Below are 12,194 nucleotides of genomic sequence, written 5' to 3'. Positions count from 1 at the left end.
CGGCGGCGCTCGATCTCTTCGGGCGGCACCAGCGCATCGCAGCGGCCGGCGTTGAGGTCGATGCGGATGAGGTCGCCGCTCTGCAGCCAGCTCAACCCGCCGCCCACCGCGCTCTCGGGCGAGACGTTGAGGATGGAGGGGCTGTCCGCCGTGCCGGACTGGCGGCCGTCGCCCAGGGTCGGCAGGGTCATGATGCCGCGCTGGATCAGGGCGTCGGGCGGCTGCATGTTGACCACCTCGGCCGAGCCCGGCCACCCGATCGGACCGGCGCCACGCATGATCAGGATGCAGCCCTCGTCGATGTCCAGTGCCGGGTCGTTGATGCGCGCATGGTAGTCATCGGCACCCTCGAATACCACGGCACGCGCCTCGAAGACGCCCTCTTCGCCCGGGCGGTTCAGGTAGCGCTCGCGGAAACGCTCGGAGATCACCGAGGTCTTCAGGATGCCGAAGTCGAACAGATTGCCGCTCAGCACCAGGAAGCCGGCCTTCTCCATCAGCGGCGCATGGAAAGGGAAGATCACCTCGCGATCGCGGGTCTCGCGGCCCTGCAGGTTCTCCGCCACGGTACGGCCGGTGACGCTGAGGCAGTCGCCATGCAGGCGGCCAGCCTGCTGCAGCTCGCACATCAGGGCCGGCACGCCGCCGGCGCGGAAGAAGCGCTCGCCCAGGAAGCGGCCCGCCGGCTGCATGTTGAGCAGCAGGGGCAGGTCGTAGGCGTGCTCGGTCCAGTCTTGCGGCCGCAGTTCGACGCCAGCGTGGCGGGCCATGGCCATGATGTGCACCTGCGCGTTGCTGGATCCGCCTGCGCAACTGACCACCGACAAGGCGTTGAGGAAGCTCTCGCGGCTGAGGATGCGCGAGGGACGCAGGTCCTCGTAGGCCATCTCGACGATGCGCCGGCCGGTCTCGTAGGCGATCTGGCCCCGCTCGCGGTAGGGGGCTGGAATGGCCGCGCAGCCCGGCAGCGACAGGCCCAGGGCTTCGGCCACGGCGTTCATGGTGGAGGCCGTGCCCATGGTGTTGCAGTGGCCCGCCGAGGGCGCGCTGCTGCAGGCGCGCTGCAGGAACTCTTCCTCGTCGATCTCGCCCGCGGCTAGCTGGCGGCGGCTGCGCCAGATCACGGTGCCCGAGCCGACCAGTTCGCCGTTGTGCCAGCCGTCGAGCATGGGTCCGCCGGAGAGCACGATGGCAGGGATGTCGACGGTGGAGGCGGCCATGATGCCCGCAGGCGTGGTCTTGTCGCAGCCCGTCGTCAGCACCACGGCGTCGATGGGGTAGCCGTACAGGATTTCCACCAGGCCCAGATAGGCCAGGTTGCGGTCGAGCGCTGCGGTGGGACGGCGACAGTTCTCGAAGATGGGGTGCATGGGGAATTCCATCGGAATGCCGCCAGCATCGCGGATGCCATCGCGCACGCGCCTGGCCAGATCCAGATGGATGCGGTTGCAGGGCGAGAGGTCGCTGCCAGTTTGGGCGATGCCGATGATGGGCCGACCCGCGCGCAGCTCCTCGGGCGTGAGCCCATAGTTCATGAAACGTTCGAGGTAGAGCGCTGTCATGTCCGAGCGCTCGGGATCGGCGAACCAATCGCGGGAGCGGAAGGCACGGCTGGCTTTCTTGTCCATGTCGAAACCTGTAGCGGAGAAATCAGGGAGTGAAAGAACGGCGCGTTGCTTCTGCTCGGCGCCTGCGAGGATCATTTCGCCGCGATGGAGTTGGTCTTGCGGACCTTGGCCAGTTCGCTCATCAGCTCGTTCGTCGTTTCCTCGCCGAACTCCTTGCTGTACTTGGTCAGCACCGGCTGCAGCTTGGCGCGCAGCTTGGCCTGCTCGGCCGGTGGCAGCTCGGTGACCTGCATGCCGGCCTTCTTTAGCTCCCCCAGCGCCTTGTTGCCGAAGGCGCGGATGGTCTTGCGCTCATACAGCGTGGCCTCGCGCGCGGCCTCCTGCACAATCTTCTGCTCCTGCGGCGACAGGCCGTCCCAGGTCTTCTTGGACATCAGCAGCACCCAGGCGCTGTACATGTGGCGCGACAGCACCAGGTGCTTTTGCACCTCGTAGAACTTGCTGGCCAGGATGGTGGCGGTCGGGTTCTCCTGGCCATCCACGGCTGCCTGCTCCATCGCCGAATAGAGCTCGGTGAAGGGCATGGGCGTGGCGTTGGTGCCCAGCGCATTGAAGGTATCCAGGAACAGCGGGCTCTGGATCACGCGCAGCTTGAGCCCGCCGAGGTCGTCGGCCCGGTTGATAGGGCGACGGGAGTTGGTGACGTGGCGAAAGCCGTTCTCCCAGTAGCCCAAGCCGATGAGACCCTTCTCGGGCAGCTTGGCGAGCAGCTTCTGGCCAAAGGGGCCATCCAGCACGGCATCGGCTTCCTGCTCGTTGTTGAAGGTCAGCGGCAGGTTGAGTACGCCAAAGGGCTTGATCAGCGACATCAAGGTGGAGGTGTCGGGGACCGTCATCTCCAGGGTGCCGCCGCGCAGCGCCGAGGTCATGCTCACGTCATTGCCCAGCGAGCCGCTGGCATACAGCTTGGCGACCAGCTTGCCGCCGCTGCGGGCCGCGAGTTGTTCGGAGAAATGCTTGACGGCCATGGCCTGAGGATGGTCTTCGCTCAGGCCGACACCGACCTTGAACACGCGTTCCTTGATTTGCGCAGACACCGGGCCGGCAAGCATGGCCAGCGCCGTGGCGGCCATGGCGAGGGATTTCAACTTCATCAATGTCTCCAATGGAATGATTTTGTCGCGACGGCTGCGCCATCGGCGCCACGCTAGACCTCTCCAGGGCCGTCTCGACGCAGGCGAGAGGTTAGGTCTGGCACCTGTACCGGTCCACTGAATTTTTTGCTAGGATCCATTCCAAATGCTTATGAGCTCAGAAATTTTCTCGGGTAAACCCCTGTCCATGGCGCAGGCCTGCGGGCGCCTGCGATTCCGACATCTCCAGTTCCTCGACATCCTCGGCCACACCCTCAACCTGAGGCTTACCGCCGAGCAGATGCACATCACGCAACCGGCGGCCACCAAGATCCTGATGGATATCGAGGAAATCCTGGAGGCACGCCTGTTCGAGCGCCTGTCACGTGGCATGCTGCCCAATGAGCTGGGCCTGTTCACGCTGCGCTATGCCGACGCCGCGCTGGCAGGGCATCGCAAGTTCGTGGATGAATTCAATGCACTCAAGCAAGGGGGGCATGGCCACCTGTCCATTGGCGCGATCACGGGCTCGGCCGCGCACCTGCTGATGGCCACAGTGGCGGAGATCCAGCGCCGGCGTCCACTGCTGGTGCTCAGGATCCTGGAGCAAAGCAGCGACCAGCTGGTGATCTGGCTGGCCGAGCGCAAGGTCGACCTGATGATCGGGCGCTTCACAGACGAGGCGCACAGGGCCCAGTTCCAATACGAGCGCCTGTCCAGCGAACCGCTGCAGGTGGTGGCCGGGCTCGATCACCCCTTGCGCGGGGCGCACGACCTCGATCTGACCAAGCTGGCCCACTGGCCCTGGATTCTCTACCCGCGCTCCACGGCCGTGCGCAAAGTGTCTGACGACATCTTCGGCCGCACCGGGCTCGCGCTCACGTCCGGCGTGGTCGAGACTCCCTCTTTCCTGTTCGCCCTGGAACTGATGCAGAGCACGGACATGCTGTCGCTGCAACCCGCCGCCCTGGTGGACAAGTACGTGAACAGGGGCCTGCTGGCCCGGATCCCCGTCGAGTTGCCGGACCGCATGCCCGACTACGGTCTGATCACGCGCTTGGGCGAGGCGCCGACCCCCGCCGCGCAGGCCTTCATGGAGGTGCTGCGCGAGAAGGCGGGCAGCGCCGGTGAAACCGCCTGAATCGGTCGCGGGCTGACCTCGCCGGGTCTCGCTCACACGCCTGCGGCCGCGACCGCTAATCAAGAAACCCTCTGCTCCATGTCGTTTAGAACACAAACCTCGCCATCAACGATGTGCCCATGGCCAAGTGAGGCTAGGCCAGCGCCGAGTTCGGGAAACCATGTCGTTGGATCGGCACCGTTTTTCGTTTGGAGACGGCAAGGGGAGGTAGAAGCGAGAATGCGGTATCCGTCGAACTTTTAAGAGTAGCTCCTTCAGTGTTGCGATAGGCTGGGCGTTGCTCTTCCGAAACGCGACCAGCCCCGAGGAGGGCGAGGTGGCGCGCCTTTGCTGCCTGTCGACAGGATTGAGCCCCAAAGCTATCCACATCGCCAGCAAGTTCTTCTCAAAGAGCAGCGTGAAATGAAGGACATCCCTCCACAGGAGTCAAACACTACTGACAGGATCTGACAGTAGTGTCTATTACTCTTTGGTTTCCTGTGGAAAGGAAAATTCCTCAGGCATTCATCAACAACATAAAGAAGGACACTCCAATGACACGTGCCATTACTATTCTCACCGAGAATTTTTCCGATTGGGAAACCGCCCTGATAAATTCCACTGGTCGTGCCTATTACGGCTTCGATACGCGCTTCGCCACCCCCGATGGCGCTCCAGTCACCTCCTCCGGAGGCATGATCGTCACCCCGCACTTGGCGCTCGAAACCATCTCACTCGATGAGCTTGACCTGCTAGTCGTATGTGGAGGTACTATCTGGAAAACCGATCTGGCCCCAAATATCGCAGCGCTAGTTGCCGCTGCCCATGAGAGAAACATCGTCGTCGCTGGCATTTGCGACGGTACCCGTGTGTTGGCGCAAGCGGGCGTGCTCGATAACCTCCGTCATACGTCCAATTCGGCAGAAAACCTGTCGGAACTGAATTATGGTGGAGCCGCTTACTATCAGGATGTCCCTTATGCAGTTGCCGATCAGCATGTCGTTACAGCTCCCGGTACCGCCCCGGTCAGCTTCATGGCCCAAATCTTGCGCACCTTAGGTATAAGTGACGAAAACCTCAACGCCTACCTCGCGATGCACGCTGCCGAGCACTCATGGCTCCCAGCCATTCCCCCCCGACGCGACAGCGTTAGGGGGAGGCACTGATTCAGCGACTGCAGCCGGAGTAATGCGCAACCACCTGTCCTGGCGCCCATCATAGAGCGTCGTCCTTCAGATCTGGTTGAACCCGACGCGGGATAGCAGTTCAGAGAATCTGGGATCGAAGCGAGCGCTGTCGAAGGTAGGTTCTGTCCTGAGCTCAATGAAGTCGGGACTGTGCTCATCGTAGGCTTTTTCCAGCCAGCCGAAGGTCTGCTCTTTGTCCCCGAGCGAACCAAACACTTTCGCCATGTTGTAGGGGTGGATGTAGTGCTTTTCGGATTCCGTCTCCAGCGCATCCACGATCTGCTGCATGGCCGCTCTCATGTCGGCGGCAGCGTAGGTCTGGGCCAGCCCCGTCAGCGCCTCTGTGCTCCTCCCGGAAAGCGTTACAGCCTTCTGCATCTCCTCGATTGCGTCATGGAACAACTTCTGTTGCTGGTAAACCAATCCCAGCCTGAAGTGAAGCAGAAAGTGGTTTGGATCGATTTCCAGGGCTTTACGGAGTTCTTCCCGTGCCTGGTCGTATCGCCGAGCAAGGTACAAGATGATGGCAACAGATGAATTCAGCACTGAGTTCAACGGATCCATCTGTTGGGACTGCCTGACCCTGGCAATGGCTTCTTCGGCTCTGCCTGCCATCATGAGATATTCCGCGTACCAATAATAGGCGATCGCGTGTCCTGGATTCAGTTCAATGGCGCGCAGGAAATCCTGTTCCAGATCGACCCAATCCCAATCGTGCAAACGCACATGGGCAAGTGATGCATAAGCCTCACCCAAATCAGGTTCAATCTGCAGCGCTTTCCTGGCTGCCATTTTTGCTTTATGAAACGTTTCGCGCGCAGGGCTCACGCCGCGACATGCAAGCATCGTGTAAGCATCGGCCACTCCATCATAGGCGGCCGCAAAATTCGGCTGGTGTCCAATAGCGAGCTGAAAATACTCAATGCTCTTTCGCATTCCTTCTTCGGTGCGCTTGGACCAGAAGTGACGCCCCTTGAGATACGCTTCGTGCGCCTGCGCATCAATGGCAGGAGTACGGTCTAAACGCCCTTGCTCGTGCGGCGTGAGCTTGATCTCAATCTCGCGGGCAATTGCCTTGGCCACCTCGATCTGGAGTGCCAGGATGTCATGTCGGTTTCCCTCGTAGGTCTCGGCCCAAAGGTGCGTTTCGTCGCTTACCCGGATGAGCTGCGCCGCAACCCGTACCCGATCTCCGGCACGCCGGACGCTTCCCTCAAGCACGTGGGAAACCCCGAGGTCTTGGCCGATCTGATGAATGGTCTTGGTCGTGGATTTGTAGCGCATCGCCGAAATCCGGGCGATTACACCCAGGCGCTCCGGGCTGAGCCGGGCAAGTTGAGTGATCATATCCTCAGTTAAGCCCTCACTGAAGTAATCATATTTGTCGCCGCCACCGAGACTTTCGAACGGAAGCACGACCAGGATCACTCGCCCCTCCGATAGCCATGGATTATTTGGGAGCGGTAATGCTTCCGGTTCACTCGGTTCGCTTTCCACCAGCGCGCTGCCGTTAGGTTGCAAACGCCCCGCTCCATCCTCAGTGAGCGGCGGCCTTCCTGGGACAGCAGTGACCGGTCGGTGCCGGTTCCGATACAGCGCATCAGCCACAATGATTGCGATTCCAACAAAGACAATCACCGGCCGGGCATCGAGCGCCAAGCGCGACAAATGCTCCACCCTCTCTGGCGCCGCAATATAGCGGATTAGTCGAGCGATGAATTCCTGCGGCGCGAAGCCGGTGATTGCCAAGAGGACGCCCCCAATGAACCATTCGCTAACCCGCGCTCGCAACATCGCCCACAGGTGCCTCGGTATTCGCTGTGGGGTTCGTCCGTCTTTTTCATCTTCCATGGCGTCCCCGCATAGAGTCGTGTCGACCAGGCGTTGCGGTCCCTGACGCGGCACAGGAAGTTGGGAGGTGGGCTAAGGCGTACCCGCCGTCGGAATCTTCGCGCGGCATTCTCTAGCCTACACAAACGGCGCTCATTGTTTCTGTGGCGAGAGGTGGCGCAGCGCAGCAGTCCGCTAGCAGCCTTCAAGTGACTCGAACGATTCGTGCGCGCGGGAGGATCAAGAAGATTGCAATTCGTACCACGCCAACATAGCTACATTAATAACTATCTGCTTTTCTCAGACGAAAATCTACGCACCACTGCGCAGACCACCCAGCCCCTCCAGTGGATTCGCCCCCTCGGAGGGGGCGTCTCGGAGAAAGGAATTTCTTTCGAATGTAAGAATCGGGGCTACCTGAACAAAGGCGCAAAGCAATGGCCGACGCCGTGCTCACGGAACGTGACCCCGTCCATGCGCCATCGGTCAGCGTCGAATACCAGAACGTCCACTCCTGGCCGACTGCCGCCGAACGCGGCCGGCCATAGCCGATCCACTTCTGCCGTACGCGCGTTCGATGCCTGGCGGCGCTTCACGAAGCATTGCAGACATTCGCTTGCCGAGCCGCCTGCGCAGGGGAGATCTTGATGGCATGCAGCTATGCATGATCAAATAAAGAAATCGCTACACGATTCGTTGGCATCGCTGCTATCATGCCGCGCATCGCGCGCGGGTGTAGCTCAATGGTAGAGCAGAAGCCTTCCAAGCTTATGACGAGGGTTCGATTCCCTTCACCCGCTCCATCGTGACTCTGGCTCATGCCTGGTTAGAGTCACGGTCCAGGGCCACTGGCATTGCCGCAGCCAGAGCCCGCAGCCACGGCTGCTGACGACGCACTGGACCGGTGGTCCGAACCAGGTTTGTGCTGGGACCTTATCTGGCGCCCTACAGTGAAGGGCCGGTTCTGCTACTGGTGCATGATGCAGGATGCCAAGCCATTTCGGGCGGCCACCCATGCTTCGTTCAATGCGAGCGCCTCGGTTGCCGGCAAGGCCTTACCAGCGGGCTGCGCAACGGAAGGCTCCTCGGCTACGCCCGAGCAGGGCGGAAAATCCGTCGGGAGAAGCCATTTCGCCAAGAAGGTGCCTAGCGCGTCGAGCAGCACGTCGGAACTCAGCCCTTGCGCGCCGCCAAGGCGGGGACTCAGTACCAGCGCGGTCTGATCATGCTCGAAGACCTGCAAGCGCCGCACCAGATCGGCCGGCTGCAGGAGCACATCGGCCCCCTCCACGTCCTCGAAGCCGAACGCATGCAGATAGTCGCGCGCGTGGCGTTCACCGAGGCACAGTACCACGCGGGGCCGGTGCTGGCGGCGCAGCGACGAGATGAAGCGGAAGCGCCCGCCGAGGCGACACAGGCGTAAATACTCCGACTTGGCACCCAACACCTGCAGCTCGCGGAATACCTTGCTCCAGGGCAAGGTGTGATCTGTTCTCTCAGGCAATGGGAAGAGATTCAGCTTGAATTCCCATCCATTCGGCACGTAGAGATATCGGTCAAAGTACTCCCGTGCATTGATCGGAATGCGCCCCGGGGGCAAGGCAGCTGACCGCGCTGCAGCCAACATCCGTGCGATGCGGTAATGCGACTGCCAGCGCGGCAATAGGTGTGCATGGCGCGAACGGAACTCCCTGTCCCATGCCGCGGGTATCGGCTGCCCCTGCAACGCTACCGATAGCGGTACGCAGCTAGACAGCGGGGCCACGTCGCACACCCAGATGGCGGCGGCCGGGTTGCCGCCATCCATCCCCGAAAACGACGTAAATGCAAGGTCCAGCTCCGCACGACTAAGTGCGGAGAGTCGAGGTTGCTGCATCCGATTCAAACCCTCATGGATCGCGCGAGGCAAGCCGACGATCGCCTGTCTGGCCAATGTTCAAAGCCAAAGAATAAGAGCGCCGGTCCCCTCGCTGTCTGAGCAAATCTGAGCACACTGGCGGCCCGCACCATGCGGCCCTGGTGTCAGACCCCGGCACTAGCCGTCGATCACGATCTTCTGGTAGACCCGGTAGCCCTCGCCCCGCACCGTCGACACGGGCAACCGCAGGCCGCCCATCTGCTCGACCTTGCGGCGCAGGCGGCGCATCTGGGTATCCAGGCGGCGCTGGTCGTAATGAAGGTAATCCTCACCAAGCGCCCGCACGATGGCCTTGCGCGTCACGCATTCATCGCCGATGGCGAGGGCATGCAGGACCGTGTAATCCTGCGCAGACAGTGGAATGGGCGGGAATCCCGGCGGGGTCAGCGTAGGGGGCTTGGCGGACAGCCGCCAATGTGCTTCCACCGACGAGCCATCGGACAGCAACCGCTCCTCTGCCAGCGCGAGGGCCCGGTCAGAAATATCGCGGGCCACCGCCACCCGCTGGTTCTTGCACTCGGACAAGCGTGCCGACCACATGATGTGCGCGATACTGCCGTCCTTGCGCACATAACGATTCTCGAAATGACGCTGCAGATAGCCAGCCTCGATCCGTTCGACGGCCTGCAGCGTTCTCGCCCGATCCTCGGGATGGACGAAGTCAATCATCGGCGTGCCCAGCATCTCCTCCGGCTGGTAGCCAAAGATGCTTTCGCAAGCCCCCGTGATGGACAGAAAACGGCCCTGGCGGTCGACGACGCAGATCGCGTCGAGCAGCAGGTCCATGAGGTGCTTGGGCGGCAGTGTCGCCATCGTTTTTTTCAGAGCGGTGTGAGGACGAGTGCGCTACGCGCTGCCAAGCGTTGCAAGCGCGTCACGAGCGCGAATAGTAGCAAAAAGGCGGTTCGGCCGCAGGCGGCTTTTCTGTCACCCGCATCCATGCCGATAACGCAGAAGATTGTTCGCCGCGCAGGCACTGCAGGATCACAACACCACTGTGGCAAGGACTACGTTGATGGGCGACCCTGCCTTTCCTGCCCCGGAATGCCTATGCCGGCAGCGGGAATCTGCGGATGCAGAGTGTCAGGAGGCGGCCAAGAGCAAAGCCAAGGCGCTCGAGTCGCCAACCGGATCAACGGTTCGTGTGAATTCTCGCGGCAGTAGGGTGCGGAGTGAACAGCGCTGCGCTAATTCATGGCTAGCTAGTCGATACCATAGAGATATCTAACTGGTAACCACTTAGCTCGATTTAGCGGCTGTCCTGCGCCGAGTGGCATATCGCTTGGCGCCAAAAGCTGGCTGATCAGTGCGCCAAGGTCCTATGTGTCCGCCTGGCACAGCAGGTCGTAGATTGCCGGATCCTCGGCAGGAATAATCAGCCCTGTAAAGGTTTTTATGCGCGTTGCTGCCAATCCCAAGACCGCGGCTGGATATACTGCCGTTCGCGAGGCAACGTCGAGCGCCTTAGTTACCCGAAGGAACCGCCAAACAAACATAAGCGGCTCGAAAGATGGCTGCTAACGAACGTCGCCACTACGTCCCCCAGTCCTACCAGAACGCATGGTGTAAGCAAGACGGACCGTCGCAGGGGGAGCGCCTCCACCGATTCCAGTGGAACGCAACCGCTTTCTTGTAGAGCGCGCCCACCCTCATTCCACTAGATGTTTAGACGGGCTCTACTCGCTCGATAGCATGCCGGCCGGCCGCCAGGCCCGTCCGGAGGAGTTCCGCGCATTGCGCGCCTGAGTGGTATCCGACGGTTACGCCCGTAGCGCCGCCTTCATCATCGCGCCGACGTGATCGAACAGGCATTCCGCAGCAGGCGCCACGCCGAGCAGATGGATGCAGGCATGCACCATGCCCGGCAAGCGCTTCTGTTGCACGGCGACGCCCGCGTCGGCGAGACGGCGGGCATAAGCCTCGCCTTCGTCGCGCAGTGGGTCGTACTCGCAGACCAGAATGGTGGCGGGCGCCAGACCACCGAGTCGTCCTGCCCGAAGCGGCGACGCATATGGCGAGGCGTCATCCGCCGGCGCGGGCAGGTAGGCCGACCAGCAGAACTCCATCACATCCCGCGTCAGGTAATAGCCCTCGGCAAACTCGCAGTAGGAGTCCGTGTCCATCGCGCTGTCCAAAGCGGGATACAGCAGCAGCTGATGCGCGATGGCAGGGCCGTTGCGATCGCGCGCCAACAGGGTTGCAGCGGCTGCCAGGTTGCCGCCGGCGCTGTCGCCGCCCACCGCAATCCGCTTCGGATCGATACCGAGTTCCGCGGCCTGGTCGAATGCCCACACCACCGCACGATACACGTCCTCCAGCGGCACAGGAAACTTGTGTTCGGGCGCGAGCCTGTAGTCCACCGACAGCACCACGCAGCCGGTGGCGTTGGCCAAGGCACGGCAAGGGTTGTCGTAAAGCGCCATCGAGCAGAGGACCCAGCCTCCGCCGTGAGCGAACACGATGGCGGGCAGCGGCGCGTCAGCTTGCCGCGATGCCGTCGGCCAGTAACCGCGAATCCTGATCTTGTGGCCGTCATCAGCTGTCATGCTGAACATCCTGATCGCCGCCACTTCCTGCAAGGGGCCGTGCAGCGCAGGCAAGTCGCGTTCGGTGGCATGGCGCATTTGCTCCAGCGACGTAACACCGCCGCTTGCTGGTAACGCAGCGAGGAAGCGAGCGATGTCCACATCAACGGGCATGCGCATGCCCTCCCTGCTCCGCTTCCAGGAACGGCAGCAGTTCAGCCATGAACGCCTCCGGTGCCTCCTCCATGATGAAGTGGCCGCAGTCCGGCACTACCACGCCGCGCAGGTCGATGGCGTTGTCGCGTAGCGTCACCAGCGGCGCGTCGTTGGTCGCGTGCTCCGCGCCGATGGCCAGCACCGGCATCGCCAGCTTGCCCTTTGCGCGTTCGCGGTTCTGTCGCACCGTTTCCGGAATCGCGCGGTAGTAGGCGAAACCGCCGCGCAGACCGCCCGGCGCGGAATAGGCCGCGATGTAGGTGTCCACGGCCACACGGTCGCGGCGATGGGACCACTGGTCGAACATGAAATTCAGGTAGGCGGCCTCGCGCCCAGCTATCAGCGTCTCGGGCAGATCGGCTACCTGGTTGAACATGAAGTGCCACAGGAACTTGTTTTCAGCAGGCGGTGCGAAGATGCTCGGCGCTGGCGCAAGTCCAGGGATCACGGCCTCCGTAAGCGCCAGCCGCGTGATTGCGTCGGGATGGTCGCTTGCCAGCGCGTAGGCCACCCACATGCCCACATCGTGGCCGACCACCTGATAGCGATCATGGCCTAATGCCGCCATCACGCGGTGCAATGTGCGGGCAGTGGTGCCGGTGTCGTAGCCCGTCAGCGGCCGGTCGGAATGTCCCGTGCCCGGCGGGTCGACCGCGACGGCAAGGAAGCCGCGTCGCGCGAGCGCCGCCATCACATG

9 protein-coding genes and 1 tRNA gene are annotated in these 12,194 nt (G+C 62.1%); 3 read left to right on the top strand and 7 right to left on the bottom strand.

Annotated features, from left to right (window positions below; genetic code table 11):
- Together P3W85_RS08730 and P3W85_RS08725 are read right to left on the bottom strand one after the other, a co-directional pair.
- Positions 1-1,628, bottom strand: a 1,628-nt coding sequence (locus P3W85_RS08730; RefSeq protein ID WP_276264476.1) for an IlvD/Edd family dehydratase, incomplete at its 3' end; no start/stop codon positions are given.
- A 71-nt stretch (positions 1,629-1,699) separates the two neighbouring features.
- Positions 1,700-2,722 (bottom strand): TRAP transporter substrate-binding protein, encoded by a 1,023-nt coding sequence (locus P3W85_RS08725; RefSeq protein ID WP_276264475.1) that lies wholly within the window; start codon positions 2,720-2,722, stop codon positions 1,700-1,702.
- Positions 2,723-2,873: 151 nt separating this feature from the next.
- Here P3W85_RS08725 and P3W85_RS08720 point away from each other — a divergent pair, with 151 nt between their 5' ends.
- Together P3W85_RS08720 and P3W85_RS08715 are read left to right on the top strand one after the other, a co-directional pair.
- Complete coding sequence (locus tag P3W85_RS08720) at positions 2,874-3,842, top strand: LysR family transcriptional regulator (RefSeq protein ID WP_035805656.1); 969 nt, start codon at positions 2,874-2,876, stop codon at positions 3,840-3,842.
- A 455-nt stretch (positions 3,843-4,297) separates the two neighbouring features.
- Positions 4,298-4,987, top strand: a complete 690-nt coding sequence (locus P3W85_RS08715; RefSeq protein WP_276264474.1) for a type 1 glutamine amidotransferase family protein — start codon at positions 4,298-4,300, stop codon at positions 4,985-4,987.
- 66 nt (positions 4,988-5,053) lie between these two features.
- Here the strand turns inward: P3W85_RS08715 and P3W85_RS08710 are convergent, their stop codons facing one another.
- Entirely contained in the window at positions 5,054-6,757 is a 1,704-nt protein-coding gene (locus tag P3W85_RS08710; RefSeq protein WP_276264473.1) for a tetratricopeptide repeat protein, read from the bottom strand.
- An 810-nt stretch (positions 6,758-7,567) separates the two neighbouring features.
- Between P3W85_RS08710 and P3W85_RS08705 the strand changes: the two genes are divergently transcribed.
- A tRNA-Gly gene (locus tag P3W85_RS08705) sits at positions 7,568-7,641 on the top strand.
- Positions 7,642-7,805: 164 nt separating this feature from the next.
- Here the strand turns inward: P3W85_RS08705 and P3W85_RS08700 are convergent.
- The 4 genes from P3W85_RS08700 to P3W85_RS08685 all read right to left on the bottom strand — a co-directional run.
- Complete coding sequence (locus tag P3W85_RS08700; protein ID WP_276264472.1) at positions 7,806-8,747, bottom strand: transcriptional regulator; 942 nt, start codon at positions 8,745-8,747, stop codon at positions 7,806-7,808.
- Between the two features lie 126 nt (positions 8,748-8,873).
- The gene (locus tag P3W85_RS08695) at positions 8,874-9,542 is read right to left on the bottom strand and encodes a PAS domain S-box protein (RefSeq protein WP_276264471.1); all 669 of its coding nucleotides are present in this window, start codon (positions 9,540-9,542) and stop codon (positions 8,874-8,876) included.
- A gap of 974 nt (positions 9,543-10,516) precedes the next feature.
- On the bottom strand, positions 10,517-11,326 hold the full coding sequence (locus P3W85_RS08690) for an alpha/beta hydrolase (protein WP_276264477.1): 810 nt from the start codon (positions 11,324-11,326) through the stop codon (positions 10,517-10,519).
- A 118-nt stretch (positions 11,327-11,444) separates the two neighbouring features.
- Positions 11,445-12,194: alpha/beta fold hydrolase (locus P3W85_RS08685; RefSeq protein ID WP_276264470.1), on the bottom strand; the 750-nt coding region annotated here is incomplete at its 5' end.

The sequence above is a fragment of the Cupriavidus basilensis genome, assembly GCF_029335485.1.
Lineage (GTDB): Bacteria > Pseudomonadota > Gammaproteobacteria > Burkholderiales > Burkholderiaceae > Cupriavidus > Cupriavidus basilensis_E.
Note: the sequence above shows the minus strand (reverse complement) of the source record. Positions and strands in the feature narration are given on the sequence as shown.